Consider the following 16,196-nt stretch of genomic DNA (forward strand, 5'->3'; position numbering starts at 1 on the left):
TCGCCGCGCCTTCGCGGCGCCGGCGCAACGCCGGGTGACCGTCCCGCGGCGCGGACAGTAGGTTGGAAGCAGCCGACAATGTCCAGGAGGTTTGCTGTGCATTTGCGAGGTGTCGTTCTCCCTGGTGACGAGGTGCGTGATCTCTGGGTTCGCGATGGTCTCGTGTCTTTCGAGCCCGTGCCCGGCGCCGAAACCCTGTGCGCCTCCGGATGGATCGTGCCCGGACTGGTCGACGCGCACTGTCACGTCGGCATCCGGCACGGCGGCGGTCACGAGGACCGCGCGGGCGCCATCGCGCAGGCCGAAATCGAACGGGAGGCCGGTGCGCTGCTGCTGCGCGACGCGGGTTCGCCGATCGACACCCGGTTCATCGATGACCACGATGAACTGCCGCGCATCATCCGCGCGGGCCGCCACATCGCACGGCCGAAGCGCTACATCCGCGAGCTGGGCATCGAACTCGACGACGAACGCGACCTACCGGACATCGTCGCCGAACAGGCCCGGGTCGGCGACGGCTGGGTGAAGATCGTCGGCGACTGGATCGACCGCTCGGCCGGTGATCTGCGGCCGCTGTGGAGCGATTCGATCCTGAAAGAGGCCATCGACGCCGCGCACGCCCATGGCGCGCGCGTCACGGCGCACGTCTTCGGTGAGGACGCGCTGCCCGGGCTGATCAACGCGGGCATCGACTGCCTGGAGCACGGCACCGGCCTCACCGACGGCACCATCGAAATGATGGTCGAACGCGGCACCGCCTTGGTCCCCACCCTGGTCAATATCGACACCTTCCCCGAGATCGCCGACAGCGCGGGCAAATTCCCCGTCTACGCCGCGCATATGCGCGAGCTGCACCGTCGGGTGCGCGGCACGGTCGCCGCCGCGCACGAGGCGGGCGTGCCGATTTTCGCGGGCACCGACGCCGGCGGCTCCATCCGCCACGGGCGCATCGCCGACGAGATCGCCGCACTGGGCGCCGCGGGCCTGTCCCGGCACGACGCGCTCGGCGCGGCCTCCTGGGACGCGCGCAGCTGGCTCGGACGGCCGGCCGTCGAGCCGGGCGCATCCGCGGATTTCATTGTCTACCAGCAGGACCCACGCACCCATCCCGAAGCGCTCACCGCGCCGTACGCCGTCGTGCTGCGTGGGCGAGCGTATCGCGGGCGCGGTCCGGTCACCGGTCATCGGTAATTTGTTATCCCTGGCCTCACCTGTTCGTTCCCGAACGAGGCGTAAGGTCCAGCGTCGTGACCATTCGCCTCGGTTATCAGATACCCAACTTCAGCTACGGCAAGTCGGTACGTGAGCTGTTCCCGACAGTCATCGCGCAGGCCAGGGAGGCGGAAGCCGCCGGCTTCGACACGGCCTTCGTGATGGACCACTTCTATCAGCTGCCCGGGATCGGCACGCCCGATGAGCCGATGCTGGAGGCGTACACCGCGCTCGGCGGCCTCGCCACGGCGACGGAACGAATCCAATTGTCGGCCTTGGTAACCGGCAACACCTACCGTAATCCGGCCATGCTCGCCAAGACCGTCACCACGCTGGACGTGGTCAGCGGCGGCCGCGCGGTGCTCGGGATCGGCGCGGGCTGGTTCGAACTCGAGCACCGATCTCTCGGCTACGAATTCGGCACCTTCACCGACCGCTTCGAACGTCTCGAGGAGGCGCTGCAGATCATCCAGCCGATGCTGAACGGCCGCCGCCCCACCTTCGAGGGCAAGTGGTATCACGTCGAGAACGCGATGAACGAGCCGCGCGTGCGCGACGACGTGCCGATCCTGCTCGGTGGCAGCGGCGAGAAGAAGACCTTCCGGCTGGCCGCGCGCTTCGCGGACCATCTCAACCTCATCTGCAACGCCTCCGAGCTCCCGCGCAAGATCGACGTTCTGCGCGAGCGCTGCGCCGAAGTCGGCCGCGACCCGGGGACGTTGGAGACCAGCTACCTGTGCTTCCTGATGGTGGACGAAGACGGTGATCTGGTTCGCAAGCAGCAGCAGGACTACTTGAGCCGCATGGGTATCGACCTGTCGGCGTTGTCGCAGGCCGAGCGCAAGCAGTCCCCGGCCGACCGCCAGTTCGTCGGTACGCCGGACGAGGTTGCCGAGCAGTTGCGTACGCGCGTGCTCGACCAGGGTGTCGACGGTCTGATCGTCAACATGATCTTCCAGGGACACGAGCCGGGCGCGGTCGAACTCGCCGGACGCACGCTGGCGCCGCTGGTGGGCTGACGAGGGGGAAGCGGCCGTGAATGGCGGCGCGAGTGCTGCTGTTCCGGTGACTGCGGTTGTGGCGGGAGAGTCCGTGCTCGGGCTATAGCGCCTCGGGCGACGTGACGTGCCCGGGCGCGATTTCTGGTGCGATAGTGCCGTCTGGCAGAATGGACCATCGTCCTTCGGGGCAAGTGTCAGCCCGTCTCCGGTTCCGTACCGCGCGGCGGTCACACACTCCAAAGCGCAAAACCGGACTCGCAGACCATGCGGGTCGCCGAATTGCGTCGTGACCAACCAACGAAAGGTAGATCAGCAGTGGCTGTTCGCATCAAGCTCACCCGCCTCGGCAAGATCCGCAACCCGCAGTACCGCGTCGTCGTCGCGGACGCCCGCACCCGCCGGGACGGCCGGGCCATCGAGTCGATCGGCAAGTACCACCCGAAGGAAGAGCCCTCGCTCATCGAGATCGATTCCGAGCGCGCGCAGTACTGGCTGGGTGTCGGCGCGCAGCCGACCGAGCCGGTCCTGCAGCTGCTGAAGATCACCGGTGACTGGCAGAAGTTCAAGGGCATCGACGGCGCCGAGGGCACCCTGAAGGTCAAGCCGGCGAAGCCGTCCAAGCTGGACCTGTTCAACGCCGCGCTGGCCGCCGCCGACAACGAGCCGGTCGCCGAGGCGGTCACGCCGAAGAAGAAGGCCGCCAAGAAGGACGCCGAAGAGGGCGCCGAGGCCACCGAGGCCGCCGAGTAATGAGTCGGCGTTACCCGGCCGGTGGGTACCCGTCCCGAGCCGCCCGTGGGGCGGCCCCGACGGGGGAATCGCGTCTCGAGGTGAGGGAGCAGTGAGCGCCGTCGTCGCCGATGCCGTCGAGCATTTGGTGCGCGGTATCGTCGCCAACCCCGATGACGTCCGCGTCGAGCTGATCACCGGCCGCCGCGGGCGCACCGTCGAGGTGCACGTCCATCCCGATGACCTGGGTAAGGTGATCGGCCGCGGCGGGCGCACCGCGACCGCGCTGCGCACCCTCGTCGCCGGTATCGGCGGCCGGGGCATCCGGGTCGACGTGGTCGACACCGACCAGTAGATGGAACTCGTCGTCGGACGGGTCGCCAAAGCGCACGGTGTGCGCGGCGAGCTCGTCGTCGAGGTGCGCACCGACGAGCCCGAGGCGCGTTTCGTACCCGGTGCCACGCTGCGCGGTCGGCTGCCGCGGACCAATGACGTGCGCGACCTCACCGTGGAGTCGGCCCGGGAGCACTCGGGCCGGCTTCTGGTGTTTTTCGCCGGTGTCGCCGACCGCGCCACGGCGGACGCGCTGCGCGGCATGCTCCTGGTGATCGATAGTGCGGATCTGCCGCCGTCGGCGGACCCGGACGAGTACTACGACCACGAGCTGGAGGGGCTGGAGGTCCGGCTCACCGACGAGACCGTGGTCGGGTCGGTGCGCGAGGTATTGCACTCCGCGGCGGGCGAGCTGCTCGCCGTGCGCGCCGCCGATGACGGCCGGGAGATCCTGATCCCGTTCGTCACCGCGATCGTGCCCACCGTCTCGCTCGCCGATGGCGTGATCGTCGTCGATCCGCCCGAGGGCTTGCTCGACCCGGAATGAGCCGCTGGGAGACCCGATCGCGCGGCGCCCGCCCCGCTGGGCGCGGCGGTAGGAGACAGGCATGAAACTCGACGTCGTCACGATCTTCCCGGAATACCTGGAGCCGCTGCGTACCGCGCTGCTCGGGAAGGCGATCGACAAGGGGCTGATCTCCCTGACGGTGCACGACCTGCGGCGTTGGACGCACGACGTGCACAAGTCGGTCGATGACGCACCCTACGGGGGTGGGCCGGGCATGGTGATGAAGCCGACCGTCTGGGGAGACGCGCTCGACGAGGTCTGCCCCGACGACGCGCTGCTCGTCGTCCCTACCCCGGCCGGCGTGCCGTTCAGCCAGGCCACCGCGCACCGCTGGGCCGCCGAGCAGCATCTGGTCTTCGCCTGCGGTCGCTACGAAGGGATCGACCAGCGTGTCTTCGATGACGCCGCCCGCCGGGTGCGGGTGGCGGAGGTCAGCATCGGCGACTACGTGCTGATCGGCGGGGAGGCCGCGGTGCTGGTGATGGCCGAGGCCGTGGTCCGGCTGCTGCCCGGCGTGCTCGGCAATCAGCAGTCGCACCAAGAGGATTCGTTCTCCGACGGCCTGCTCGAGGGCCCCAGTTACACCCGGCCGGTCTCCTGGCGCGGACTCGAGGTGCCGCCGATCTTGCTCTCCGGCGATCACGCGAAGGTCGCGGCCTGGCGACGCGAGCAATCCCTCGCCCGCACGCGAGAGCGACGCCCGGACCTGCTGACCGAGCCGGACCCGGCGCGCGAACCCGGGCACTAGCTCGAAACCGCCCTGCGCGGCGCACCACATACCGACCTGAAACCGCCGCCGTTTCGAGTGCGGTCGCTGCGGTGCGTAGTCCCGCGGCCACAGGGCCGAGGTGTTCCCCGCGCACGCGCACTGTGCCTGCGTGTGTTCGATGATGTTGTGCCCAGTTGGGCGACGATGGCGTTGCGCAGTTGTGCGTTGGTTGGTGTCCGGACCGGTACGGCCGAGACCTGGAGAGGCGGGGGAGTGCGGCGCAACCGCGCGGTAGTGTCTCCGAACGTGACGACAGCGCCAGAGACTTCCAGTGCAGAGTCCGATACCGTGCTCCCGCCCGCACCGCCGCCTTCCCGCGCCGCGGCCGGAGCCAGCGTGACCCGTCGGATCGCCGACGAACTCGCGGTGCGCGAGACCCAGGTGCGTGCCGCCGTCGAGCTGCTCGACGCGGGCTCGACGGTGCCGTTCATCGCGCGCTACCGCAAGGAGGTCACCGACGGTCTGGACGACGCCCAGCTGCGCCTGCTCGATGAGCGCCTGCACTATCTGCGCGACCTCGACGAACGCCGGGCCACGATCATCGAATCGATCCGCGGCCAGGGCAAACTCGACGATGCCCTGCACCAGCAGATCCTGCTCGCTGAAACCAAGGCCCGGCTCGAGGACATCTACTTGCCCTACAAGCCGAAGCGGCGCACCAAAGCGCAGATCGCGCGCGAGGCGGGGCACGAGCCGGTGGCCGACGCGTTGATCGACGACCCGAACACCGATCCGGCGCAGTACAGCGCCGAACAGCTCGACGGGGCGCGCGCCATCCTGGTCGAGCGCTTCGCCGAGGACGCCGACCTGGTCGGCGAACTGCGTGAGCTGATGTGGACCCGCGGACAGGTCACCTCGACCGTGCGCGCGGGCAAGGAGGAGTCGGGCGCGAAGTTCGCCGACTACTTCGAATTCAGTGAGCCGTTCGGCAAGTTGCCGTCCCATCGCATTCTGGCGCTGCTGCGCGGGGAGAAGGAGGAGGTGCTCACCCTGCACCTCGAGCCGGACACCGAGGAGCCGGAGCCGGGCCTGCGCACGATCTACGAGGGCCGCATCGCCGCCCGCTTCGGCGTCGCCGACCGGGGCCGCCCCGCCGACTCCTGGCTGCTGGACACCGTGCGCTGGGCCTGGCGCACCAAATTGCAGGTGAGCCTCGGCATCGATACCCGGATGCGGCTGCGGCAGGCGGCGGAGCAGGATGCCGTCGACGTGTTCGCCGCCAACCTGCGTGATCTGCTGCTCGCCGCTCCCGCGGGCACTCGCACGACCATGGGCCTCGACCCCGGCTACCGCACCGGCGTCAAGGTCGCGGTGGTGGACGCCACCGGCAAGGTGGTCGCCACCGAGGTGATCTACCCGCACAAGCCGCAGGGGCAGACCGAGAAGTCGCTCGCGGTGCTGGGCGCGCTGGTCGCCCGGTTCGGGGTCGAGCTCATCGCGATCGGCAACGGCACCGCGTCACGGGAAACGGATGCTCTTGCCGCCGAATTGATTTCGCGAATCGCCGGATCGTCGGACCACGGGCCGAACAAGCCGACCAAAATCGTGGTGTCGGAGGCGGGCGCCTCGGTGTACTCCGCTTCGGCCTACGCCTCCCAGGAGTTGCCCGATCTGGACGTTTCGCTGCGCGGCGCGGTGTCGATCGCGCGGCGGCTGCAGGACCCACTGGCCGAGCTGGTGAAGATCGACCCGAAATCCATCGGCGTCGGCCAGTACCAGCACGACGTGTCCGAATCGCTGCTGGCCCGCTCCCTGGGCGCGGTTGTCGAGGACGCGGTGAACGCCGTCGGCGTCGACGTGAACACGGCCTCGGTGCCGCTGTTGTCGCGGGTGTCGGGGATCGCCGGTTCGGTGGCGGAAAGCATTGTGGCGCACCGGGACCGGAACGGCCCGTTCCGGAGCCGGACGGCGCTGCTCGACGTGCCGCGCTTGGGACCGAAGGCGTTCGAACAGTGCGCGGGCTTCCTGCGCATCCGCGGGGGTGATGATCCGTTGGACACCTCCGCGGTGCATCCCGAGGCGTACCCGGTGGTGCGGCGCATCCTCGAAACGACCGGCCGTCCGGTCGCGGAGATCATCGGCAACAGCCCGGTGCTGCGTGGGTTGCGCGCCGATGATTTCACCGACGACCGGTTCGGTGTCCCGACGGTCAGCGACATCATCGCGGAATTGGAGAAGCCGGGCCGCGACCCACGTCCGGAGTTCAAGACCGCGGAATTCGCCGCGGGCGTGGAGAAGGTCGCCGACCTGAAGCCGGGCATGGTGCTCGAGGGTGTTGTGACGAACGTGGCCGCGTTCGGCGCGTTCGTCGACGTGGGCGTGCACCAGGACGGGCTGGTGCATGTCTCGGCGATGTCGCACAACTTCGTCAAGGACCCGCGCGAGGTGGTCAAGTCCGGTGACGTGGTCAGAGTGAAGGTGCTCGAGGTGGACGTGGCGCGTCAGCGCATCGGCCTGTCGCTTCGCCTCGACGACGAACCAGGCGCTGCGGGCAAGGGCGGCGAGAAGCAGCGCGGCCCGAGCGGTCGATCCGGCGGCGACCAGCGGCAGAATGGCCAGAACAGGCAGCAGGGTCAAAACCGCAACCAGGGGCAGGGGCGCGGCGGAAACCAGCGCCGCAACGCGCCCCCGGCGAGCGGTGCGATGGCAGACGCGTTGCGCAGGGCGGGCTTCGGCCAGTAGTCCGGTGCGCGGTAGGGAGTAGGCGGGCATGCGACGGTGGCTGCATGAGGACGTGATCGCCCAAGGGCGGCTGCCGTTGCTGTGCCTGCTCCTCGGGTTCATCGTCGGCTTCCTGTTCATCCGGATCAGCGTGCGCCTGATCCGGGCGCGGGTGCGCTGGTGGCCGGGTAACTTGCGGGCCGGTGACACCCACATCCATCACATGGTTTTCGGGGTGATCCTGGTGCTCATGTCCGGAATCGGCATGGTCACGGTGTACCAGGACGCGGACACGGCAACGGCCGGTGGGCTCGCCGCCGCCTTCGGCGTCGGTGCCGCACTGGTGCTCGACGAATTCGCGCTGATCTTCTACCTGCGCGACGTGTACTGGGAGGAACAGGGGCGCACGTCGGTCGACGCGGTCTTCGTCGCACTGGCGGTGACCGGGTTGCTGCTGCTCGGCTTCCACCCGCTGTGGATGCTGGATATCAATGACCTTCGGCGCGATCCGAGCACCGAGGTGCGCGCCTTCGTCGTCGTGTTCGCGGTGGTGAACCTGGCGCTGGCCGCGATCGTCATCGCCAAAGGCAAGATCTGGACCGGCCTGTTCGGCATGTTCTTCCTGCCGCTACTGGTGGTCGGTGCGCTGCGGCTCAGCCGTCCGGGCGCGCCGTGGGCGCGTTGGCGTTACGCCGATCGCAGGCGGCTGATGTACCGGGCCATCGTCCGCGAACGGCGCTATCGCCGCCCGGTGATTCGCGCCAAAATCTTCGTGCAGGATCTGGTCGCCGGGAAACCGGACGTCGACCATGTCCGCAAGGCGGCGGAGGCGGAACTCACTCGCACTGTGGTACCGGCGCCACCGGCGCCACACCGCCATCACCCGCTCTGGCATGCCGACCACCACGCCACGGACTCGCCCGGTCCACCGGCTGCGCAGGATACGAATTCCGGCGAACCGAATCACTGACCGTGTGGTCGAGAACTCGCTGGACGGCGCTACCGATGCCGCATAGTGGATAGCGGCAACCGGTGCGAGACGGGGGCGGGATCGGAGCGCGGATCCCCGGCGAGGATGCGGTCATCTCAGCGTGCCTTGGCGTAGCGTGAAGAAAGCGCCGCCGCGTTTCGCTGGGCCGATTTTTCGGGGCCGCGCCGATCTGGCACAATGCTCAGGTTGCCCTGGGTGGTTGTCCGCCCGGCGCATCCCCTAATTCGGAGCATGAACCGGCCGAGCACGCGCAGTGCCGCCAGGGTCCTCTGTTCGCGCGAAACCAGAAGGATGGAAATGAACACCCTTGACTTCGTCGACGAAAAGTCGCTGCGCAGCGATATCCCCGACTTCCGGCCGGGTGACACGCTGAACGTGCATGTGAAGGTCATCGAAGGCTCGAAGGAGCGCATCCAGGTCTTCAAGGGCGTCGTGATCCGCCGCCAGGGTGGTGGCATCCGCGAGACCTTCACGGTCCGCAAGGTGTCGTTCGGTGTCGGCGTGGAGCGCACCTTCCCGGTGCACAGCCCGAACATCGACCACATCGATGTCGTGACCCGCGGTGACGTGCGCCGCGCCAAGCTCTACTACCTGCGTGAGCTGCGCGGCAAGGCCGCCAAGATCAAGGAAAAGCGCTGAATCGAGCACAAGCGCTGAGTTAGCTTTTCGGCACTACGGATTTCCTCAGGCCCGGCATCGAAGGTCAGTATCGGTGCCGGGCTAATCTGTTCGGCGTGGCAGACGAAAGTGGGTCGGTGTCGGTGTCCGAATCGGGCGACGAAGGAACGCGCGTTGGTCGGGCCAGCCGCGGGCAGAAGAAGAAGCAGCGGCCGTTCTGGCAAGAATTGCCGATCCTCATCGTGATCGCCGCGGTGATCGCCGCGCTGATGGTCACTTTCGTCGGCAGGCCGTACGTGATTCCGTCGGAGTCGATGGAGACCACGCTGCACGGGTGCGCCGGATGCACCGGTGACCGCATCTACGTGCAGAAGCTCAGCTACTACTGGGGTGATCCGCAGCCGGGTGACGTGGTCGTGTTCGTCGGCCCGCCCTCGTGGAACACCCACTACCAGTCGATCCGTTCGGACAATCCGGCCGTTCGTGGCGTGCAGAACTTCTTCTCCTTCTTCGGTCTTGTGCCGCCGGACGAGAACGACCTGGTGAAACGGGTGATCGCGGTCGGCGGCCAGACCGTACAGTGCTGCGACCCGCAGGGCCGGGTCATCGTGGACGGCAAGCCGCTCGATGAGCCGTATGCCCGATATCTCGCGCAGTACGTGCCGGGCCAGCCGTACGGCATCGGCGGTGGCCGCGAGTTCAAGCCCGTGAAGGTGCCCGAAGGGCATTTGTGGGTGATGGGTGACAACCGCAACCAGTCCGCCGACTCCCGCGCCCACATCGGCGACGAACTGCAGGGCACCATCCCCGTGGCGAACGTCCGTGGGAAGGCGGTGTTCAAGATCTGGCCGCCCGGCCGGATCGGCCCGGTGCGCTCGGAGAATCCCCAGACGAACTGATTTCCGAGTCGCTGGGTAAGAGGCGCTGGATAATTGGATTGTGGGGCAGGGTCGAGTGCCGGTGGGTAATGGTTGGCCGCCGCGCGTGGTGATGCGCAGGGCCGGTGGGCTGCGTACGCTCGAGGCGGCGTTGATCCGCAGTGGTCTCGGGCCCGTGGCCGGGGTGGACGAGGCGGGCCGCGGTCCGTGCGCGGGCCCGCTCGTGGTGGCCGCGTGCCTGCTCGCCCCGAAGGCCTATGACAAGCTGGCCGGCCTCGACGATTCCAAGAAGCTCACCGAGGCCACCCGTGAGCAGTTGTACCCGGTGATCATCCGCCTGGCGCTGGCCTACAAGGTCGTCGTCATCCCGGCCTGGGAGATCGACTCGATCGGCATCCACGTGGCGAATATCGAGGGCATGCGGCGTGCCGTCGCCGGGCTCGGCCAGGAACCCGGTTATGTGCTCACCGACGGGTTCCGGGTGCCCGGCATCCCGGTGCCCTCGCTGCCGGTGATCGGCGGCGACGGTTCAGCGGCGTGCATCGCCGCCGCCAGCATCCTGGCGAAGGTCACCCGCGATCGCATGATGGTCGAGCTGGACGCTCGATTCCCCGGCTACGGATTCGCGGTGCACAAGGGGTACAACACGCCCGAACACACGGCCGCGTTGCACCGCCTCGGGCCGAGCAGCGAGCATCGCCGCTCGTGGCGCAATGTGCGCGAGGCGGCGGGGTTGCGGCCGCTCGCGCTGGACGCCGACGAGGCGGACGCGGTGCTGGCGGGCGAGCTGGACCAGGTGCAGTCCGAGCAGCTTCAGAACGCCCGTACGGCTGGCCGAGTGGCTACCGATGCCGCGCATGCGCGATGATGTCATCACACGACGCGATGCGGCGAGAAGGAGGACGTCCCACCCGATGAGTGCCGAAGACCTCGAGAAGTACGAAACCGAGATGGAACTCTCGCTGTATCGCGAGTACAAGGACATCGTCGGTCAGTTTTCGTACGTGGTCGAGACCGAGCGCCGCTTCTACCTGGCCAATTCCGTGGAGCTGCGGCCGCAGAACGCCGATGGCGAGGTGTACTTCGAGGTGCGGATGAGCGACGCGTGGGTGTGGGACATGTACCGCCCGGCCCGGTTCGTCAAGCATGTCCGGGTGATCACCTTCAAGGATGTCAACATCGAGGAGTTGGAGAAGCCCGACCTGCGGTTGCCCGAGTAGAGCGTGGGTGGTTGTCCACAGCTGTCCGGTTATCAACAGCATTTCCGATCGGCCAGGTCGGCGGAGCTGACCCGATTCGGTCGCGGCGCACGCTGGGCGGGTGACTGATAGACAGGCGCTCGGCGCGCACGGGGAGGAATTGGCGGCGGCGTTCCTGCGCGCCGCGGGGATGGCGATTATCGCCCGTAATTGGCGGTGCCGGTACGGCGAGCTGGATCTGATCGCCCAGGACCGAGACGTGACCGCGTTCGTGGAGGTCAAAACGCGGTCGGGGCTGGGCTACGGCAGCCCGGCCGAGTCGGTCACGCTCGTCAAACAACAGCGGATCCGCCGCTTGGCGCTGTTGTGGCTGGCCGAGCAGGACGGGCCGTGGCGGCGCATTCGATTCGATGTCGTCTCTGTGCTGGTGGCGCGGGGGCGAGCACCGGTGATCGATCATCTCGAGGCGGTGTTCTGAATGGCGCTCGGCCGGGCGCATTCCGTGGCGGTCACCGGTGTGGACGGTCTGCTCGTCGAGATCGAGGCCGATATCGGCCAGGGCTTGCCGTCGGTCCACCTGGTCGGCTTGCCCGACACCGCGCTGCAGGAATCCCGCGACCGGGTGCGGTCCGCGGTAGCGAACTCGGGGGAGAAATGGCCGGACGGCCGGGTGGTCCTGGCGCTGTCTCCCGCGACGCTGCCCAAGCTCGGAAGCGTCTACGACCTCGCCCTGGCCGTCGCGGTGCTGGACGCGTCCGGCGCGGTCCCCTCCGAGCACCTCGCGAAGACGGTGCTGCTCGGCGAACTCGCGTTGGACGGGCGGGTGCGGCGGGTGCGCGGTGTCCTGCCCGCCGTGCTCGCGGCGCGCCGAGCGGGTTGGTCGACCATCGTGGTGCCGGCAGTCACCATGGCCGAGGCGGGGCTGGTGGAGGGCATCCAGGTCTTCGGGGCGAGCAGTCTGCGCGGGGTGGTGGCGTGGCTGCGCGGCGAGGGCACGCTCGCCGAGCCGGATGGCGATCTGCCCGATACGGTGCGCCAGGGTGGGGATCTCAGTGAGGTGGTCGGGCAGGACGAAGCGCGCTGGGCGCTGGAGGTGGCCGCGGCGGGCGGGCATCACTTGCTGCTCACCGGACCGCCGGGTATCGGCAAAACCATGCTGGCGCAACGTCTTCCGGGGCTGCTACCGCCGCTCACGGAGACCGAGGCGCTGGAGGTCACCGCGATCCATTCGATGGCGGGCACGCTGGCCGGCGACCACCCGCTGGTTACCGCGCCACCTTTCGTCGCCCCGCACCACTCGACCTCGGTGACCGCGATGATCGGTGGCGGCTCGGGGATCGCGCGGCCCGGTGCGGTGAGCCGGGCGCACCGCGGCGTGCTGTTTCTCGACGAGTGCGCTGAGCTCGGCACGAAGGTGCTCGAGGCGATGCGAACGCCGCTGGAGGAAGGAGAAGTGCGGATCGCCCGCCGCGACGGCGTGGCACGGTATCCGGCCCGATTCCAGCTGGTGCTGGCGGCGAACCCGTGCCCGTGCGCGCCGGCACGCGATGTCGACTGCATCTGCGCGCCGCTCGCGCGCCGCCGTTATCTGGGAAAATTGTCCGGGCCACTGATGGACCGGATCGACATCTGGGTGCGAATGCACGGCCAGTCCGGCGCCGCGTTCAGTACCGATGCCGCCGAGAGCAGCGAAGTGGTCCGCGGTCGGGTCGCTGTCGCCCGCCGCGCGGCGGCCGAGCGCTGGTGCGAAGACGGGTGGCTGACCAACGCGGAAGTTCCCGGTCACGCCTTACGCCAAAGGTTCCGCCTGCCTCGGGAATCCCTTGCTCCCGTCGAAGCTGCCCTGCGTGTCGGTCGCATGTCCGCGCGCGGGGCAGACCGAGCGATCCGGGTCGCGTGGACCATATGCGACCTGCGCGGCGCGGAAGTGCCGTCGGCGCAGGATGTGCTGGCGGCGCTGAATTTCCGTCAGCGAGGCACGCAATGAGCACCGCGCCGCGGGAGGACGGTGAGCGAAATCCTGCCCAGGCGAGTGGAGTGTCGGCGAACTTCCCTCATCCGGCCGATGGCGATTCTGATGGTCGGCGTTTGGCCTGGGTGTACCTATCACGAGTGGTGCAGGGGCCGTGTGCGCCGCTGTCGGCACTGATCGACTCCGTCGGTGTGGTGGAGGCGGCGCGTGCCGTGCGGGAGTGCGCGCTGCCCGAGCCGCTGCGTGGACCGACGGCGCAGCGGCGAGATATCGACATCGCAGCGCGGGATCTCGAGGTCATCGACCGAATCGGTGGACGCGTGGTGACGCCGGACGACCCGGAATGGCCGGCCTGGCGGATGCTCGGTCTCGCACAGCTCGAACCAGGCCGGGACCGCGACGGGGCCGTGCCACTCGTCCTGTGGGTGCGCGGTCCCCGTTCGCTGCTCGATTCCAGCGAACGCGCGGTGGCGGTGGTCGGCGCGCGGTGCAGCACCGGGTACGGCAGCCAGGTGACGGGCGAGATCGCCGGCGATCTCGCCGCGCAAGGATGGACGATCGTGTCCGGCGCGGCGTTCGGGATCGACAGCGTGGCGCATCGCGCGGCGCTGGCGGTGGCTGGCTCGACGATCGCCGTGCTGGCCTGCGGCATCGACCGGCCGTACCCGGCCCAGCATGAGCGCCTGCTGGCCGATATCGCCGAATCCGGACTGGTGGTCAGCGAATACCCGCCCGGTGTCACCGCACACAAGCACCAATTCCTCGCCCGCAATCGCCTGATCGCCGCCCTAGCCGACGGTGTACTGGTGGTGGAGGCGGGGCTGCGCAGCGGTGCCCGCAACACCGTCAAGTGGGCACGCCGCCTCGGCCGCCCCGCTCTGGCCGTCCCGGGCCCGGTGACCTCGGCGGCTTCGGTAGGTTGTCACCGGATGATCCGGGACGGCGAAGCACTCCTGGTGACTCGCGCCGAGGAAGTCGTCGACGACGCCGGTCCGCTCCGGCTGTCGCTTCCGGGGGCCGGGGGAGCGTCCGGCGATCCCGAAGATCGCCTGACCGGGGACGAAGCCTCGGTCTTCGCGGCGCTGCCGAGGATTGGCTCCCGGTTGCCGATCGAGCTCTCCCAGCAGTGCGGCCTGTCGCTCGCCACGGTCCGCGCGACGCTCCCGGCCCTCGAATTGGCGGGTCTGGTGGCCGCCGACGAGAGCGGCTGGCACCGAACGGTTCGGCGCACCTGAGCGCGCTCACCCCCGCAACTGCCGCCCGTCCGTCACGATTCGGCGCGGTGACTTGCCAACCCGGGAAGTGGTAGCGACCGTGGAGGAATGCAGGAATTGCCCGAGGATCTGGAAGCGTTGCTGGTGGAGTACGGCAGGCACCTGCGGCTCGGACGGAATCGCTCGGAGCACACGGTGCGGGCGTATCTGGGGGATGCCCGGTCGCTGCTGGAGCATCTGTATCTGCGATCGGCCGATTCGGCGCTGCGCGAACTGGACCTGTTGCTGTTGCGGTCCTGGCTGGCGCGGCAGGCGACGGCGGGCGCCGCGCGAACCACGCTGGCGCGGCGGGCGTCCTCGGCGCGTACCTTCACCGCGTGGCTCACTCGGATCGGGCGGCTGCCCGTCGACCCGGGGCTGCGGTTGGCCGCATCGAAGGCGCATCGGGTGCTCCCGGCCGTGCTCGGACCGCGGCAGGCGATCAGTGCCATGGACGCGGCGCGCTCCGGTGCCGCCCAGCACGATCCGATGGCGCTGCGAGATCGGGCTATCGTGGAATTGCTGTACGCCACCGGTATCCGGGTGAGCGAGCTGTGCGGTTTGGATATCGAGGATGTCGATCGGGAGCGCCGCGTGGTCCGCGTGCTCGGCAAGGGCAACAAGGAGCGATCCGCGCCGTTCGGCGGGCCCGCCGACGAGGCTGTCGGCGATTGGCTGCGTTATGGACGCTCAGCCTTCGCGACCGCCGAGTCGGGCCGCGCACTGCTGCTCGGCCGTCGTGGCAAGCGTCTGGATCAGCGCCAGGCCAGAACTGTTGTGCACGAGGTGGTTTCGGCTATTCCCGGCGCCCCCGATGTGGGCCCGCACGGCCTGCGGCATACGGCCGCGACTCACCTCCTCGAGGGCGGTGCCGACCTGCGTGTGGTCCAGGAACTGCTCGGCCACGCCAGCATGGCCACCACACAGCTCTACACCCACGTCTCCATCGAACGACTGCGGAAGGCACACGACCAAGCCCACCCGCGTGCCTGAGCAGGCATCGCGAGGGTGCGGCCATAGCCGATGGTGCGACTGGGGTGCGGGCTGACGTCGTGTCCTTGCCGGAGCGTCACAGCGTAGTCGTGCGCATCGGCAGCGGTTTCGTACTGCCTGCCGCCGGCCTGCCTCCTCTTGCGGTAATTTCCGACCAGCAGTCTGGTTCGGTGCATACCTGCGGAGCCGAAGTATTCGTTTATCCTCGTCTATGCACAAAACTCATTGAATTCCGCTGTGATCGGCGCGGAGAGGGCGCACCCTGGAGGCGCGAATCAGTGCCCGCAATCCACGACGTGCTCCGAGCGGGAAACAGGCGATGTCGATGTCAAGCGGACCACCGGCCCTGCATCGCGGACTGTACTCACTGGCAGGTCAGCCCGCGCGACTGCTGTCGGGCGCGGAGTCGACGCTGTCCCAGCCCACCGGCCGCGGAACGTGGCGCGAGATTCCCCTGAATGGTGACGCGCCCACCGTGACAATCGGGCGGGCGAGCGCGGCAGATATCACGGTGCCCGCCGACGCGACCGTTTCCCGTCTGCACGCCATCATCGAGCGAGTTTGCGGCTGCTGGGTCATCATCGACGACGGGCTGTCGAAAAACGGGACTTTCGTCAATGGCGAGCGTGTCGGCGGGCGCCGGAAACTCAGCTCCGGCGACAGAATTCGCTTGGGCCGATCGCTGCTCATTTTCCGAGATGGCACATCCGCCGAGGAGGAAATGACCATCGCCCTTTCTCCGCTGCTGATCCGGAATTCGCTGACCGACGCCCAAATCCAGGTTCTCGAGGCACTCTGCCGCCCATGCGGCGCGCGGAATTTGTATTCGTATCCTGCGTCGAACCGCCAGATCGCGAGCGATCTGTGCCTGACCGTCTCGACGGTCAAGACGCACCTGCGCGCACTGTTCCAAAAATTTCGCGTCCCGGCCCTGCCGCCGAATCAGAAGCGCGCCTTCTTGGTCGAACGCGCAATCGAAAGCGGCGTGATAGCAGATCACGAGCAGTAGGTGCTCCGGC

Annotated in this window: 17 protein-coding genes; all 17 read left to right on the top strand. The window is 68.5% G+C overall.

Annotated elements, in window-relative coordinates:
* Positions 1-78 precede the first annotated feature (78 nt).
* The 17 genes from ACT86A_RS06110 (at position 79) to ACT86A_RS06190 (ending at position 16,186) form a co-directional block, all read left to right on the top strand.
* Positions 79-1,191: an amidohydrolase family protein gene (locus tag ACT86A_RS06110; RefSeq protein WP_445091013.1), complete on the top strand. Its 1,113-nt coding sequence runs from the start codon at positions 79-81 to the stop codon at positions 1,189-1,191.
* 56 nt (positions 1,192-1,247) lie between these two features.
* Positions 1,248-2,231, top strand: a complete 984-nt coding sequence (locus tag ACT86A_RS06115) for an LLM class F420-dependent oxidoreductase (protein WP_445091014.1) — start codon at positions 1,248-1,250, stop codon at positions 2,229-2,231.
* A gap of 297 nt (positions 2,232-2,528) precedes the next feature.
* A complete protein-coding gene (gene rpsP, locus ACT86A_RS06120; protein WP_445091015.1) occupies positions 2,529-2,963 on the top strand; it encodes a 30S ribosomal protein S16 in 435 nt (144 codons plus the stop codon).
* 91 nt (positions 2,964-3,054) lie between these two features.
* The gene (locus ACT86A_RS06125; protein WP_011210690.1) at positions 3,055-3,297 is read left to right on the top strand and encodes an RNA-binding protein; all 243 of its coding nucleotides are present in this window, start codon (positions 3,055-3,057) and stop codon (positions 3,295-3,297) included.
* Positions 3,298-3,822, top strand: coding sequence for a ribosome maturation factor RimM (gene rimM / locus ACT86A_RS06130; RefSeq protein WP_445091016.1), 525 nt, complete (start codon positions 3,298-3,300; stop codon positions 3,820-3,822).
* Between the two features lie 61 nt (positions 3,823-3,883).
* Positions 3,884-4,591, top strand: coding sequence for a tRNA (guanosine(37)-N1)-methyltransferase TrmD (gene trmD, locus ACT86A_RS06135; RefSeq protein WP_445091017.1), 708 nt, complete (start codon positions 3,884-3,886; stop codon positions 4,589-4,591).
* Between the two features lie 309 nt (positions 4,592-4,900).
* Positions 4,901-7,294 (top strand): Tex family protein, encoded by a 2,394-nt coding sequence (locus ACT86A_RS06140; protein WP_445091315.1) that lies wholly within the window; start codon positions 4,901-4,903, stop codon positions 7,292-7,294.
* Positions 7,295-7,322: 28 nt separating this feature from the next.
* Complete coding sequence (locus ACT86A_RS06145) at positions 7,323-8,243, top strand: hypothetical protein (protein ID WP_445091018.1); 921 nt, start codon at positions 7,323-7,325, stop codon at positions 8,241-8,243.
* Positions 8,244-8,561: 318 nt separating this feature from the next.
* Positions 8,562-8,903: a 50S ribosomal protein L19 gene (gene rplS, locus ACT86A_RS06150; protein WP_445091019.1), complete on the top strand. Its 342-nt coding sequence runs from the start codon at positions 8,562-8,564 to the stop codon at positions 8,901-8,903.
* A gap of 116 nt (positions 8,904-9,019) precedes the next feature.
* Complete coding sequence (lepB, locus tag ACT86A_RS06155; RefSeq protein WP_445091316.1) at positions 9,020-9,781, top strand: signal peptidase I; 762 nt, start codon at positions 9,020-9,022, stop codon at positions 9,779-9,781.
* Positions 9,782-9,872: 91 nt separating this feature from the next.
* Complete coding sequence (locus ACT86A_RS06160) at positions 9,873-10,628, top strand: ribonuclease HII (RefSeq protein ID WP_445091317.1); 756 nt, start codon at positions 9,873-9,875, stop codon at positions 10,626-10,628.
* A gap of 46 nt (positions 10,629-10,674) precedes the next feature.
* A complete protein-coding gene (locus ACT86A_RS06165) occupies positions 10,675-10,980 on the top strand; it encodes a DUF2469 domain-containing protein (protein WP_011210678.1) in 306 nt (101 codons plus the stop codon).
* Between the two features lie 100 nt (positions 10,981-11,080).
* The gene (locus ACT86A_RS06170) at positions 11,081-11,437 is read left to right on the top strand and encodes a YraN family protein (RefSeq protein WP_445091020.1); all 357 of its coding nucleotides are present in this window, start codon (positions 11,081-11,083) and stop codon (positions 11,435-11,437) included.
* Entirely contained in the window at positions 11,438-12,946 is a 1,509-nt protein-coding gene (locus ACT86A_RS06175; RefSeq protein WP_445091021.1) for a YifB family Mg chelatase-like AAA ATPase, read from the top strand.
* Positions 12,943-14,166 carry a DNA-processing protein DprA gene (gene dprA / locus ACT86A_RS06180; RefSeq protein ID WP_445091022.1) on the top strand — a complete coding sequence of 408 codons (1,224 nt, stop codon included), beginning with the start codon at positions 12,943-12,945 and terminating at the stop codon, positions 14,164-14,166. The genes ACT86A_RS06175 and dprA overlap by 4 nt, the downstream gene beginning before the upstream one ends.
* 87 nt (positions 14,167-14,253) lie before the next feature.
* Positions 14,254-15,177 carry a tyrosine recombinase XerC gene (locus ACT86A_RS06185; RefSeq protein WP_445091023.1) on the top strand — a complete coding sequence of 308 codons (924 nt, stop codon included), beginning with the start codon at positions 14,254-14,256 and terminating at the stop codon, positions 15,175-15,177.
* Positions 15,178-15,631: 454 nt separating this feature from the next.
* Positions 15,632-16,186 (top strand): FHA domain-containing protein, encoded by a 555-nt coding sequence (locus tag ACT86A_RS06190; RefSeq protein ID WP_445091318.1) that lies wholly within the window; start codon positions 15,632-15,634, stop codon positions 16,184-16,186.
* Positions 16,187-16,196 lie beyond the last annotated feature (10 nt).

This window comes from Nocardia glycosmidis, assembly GCF_052545115.1.

Excerpts from the sequence above, each read along its gene's own strand:
- ACT86A_RS06110 (WP_445091013.1), top strand. The coding sequence starts at position 79 with ATGTCCAGGAGGTTTGCTGTGCATTTGCGAGGTGTCGTTCTCCCTGGT.
- ACT86A_RS06175 (WP_445091021.1), top strand. The coding sequence starts at position 11,438 with ATGGCGCTCGGCCGGGCGCATTCCGTGGCGGTCACCGGTGTGGACGGT.
- rplS (WP_445091019.1), top strand. The coding sequence starts at position 8,562 with ATGAACACCCTTGACTTCGTCGACGAAAAGTCGCTGCGCAGCGATATC.
- ACT86A_RS06165 (WP_011210678.1), top strand. The coding sequence starts at position 10,675 with ATGAGTGCCGAAGACCTCGAGAAGTACGAAACCGAGATGGAACTCTCG.
- ACT86A_RS06160 (WP_445091317.1), top strand. The coding sequence starts at position 9,873 with ATGCGCAGGGCCGGTGGGCTGCGTACGCTCGAGGCGGCGTTGATCCGC.
- dprA (WP_445091022.1), top strand. The coding sequence starts at position 12,943 with ATGAGCACCGCGCCGCGGGAGGACGGTGAGCGAAATCCTGCCCAGGCG.
- trmD (WP_445091017.1), top strand. The coding sequence starts at position 3,884 with ATGAAACTCGACGTCGTCACGATCTTCCCGGAATACCTGGAGCCGCTG.
- rimM (WP_445091016.1), top strand. The coding sequence starts at position 3,298 with ATGGAACTCGTCGTCGGACGGGTCGCCAAAGCGCACGGTGTGCGCGGC.
- ACT86A_RS06145 (WP_445091018.1), top strand. The coding sequence starts at position 7,323 with ATGCGACGGTGGCTGCATGAGGACGTGATCGCCCAAGGGCGGCTGCCG.
- ACT86A_RS06185 (WP_445091023.1), top strand. The coding sequence starts at position 14,254 with ATGCAGGAATTGCCCGAGGATCTGGAAGCGTTGCTGGTGGAGTACGGC.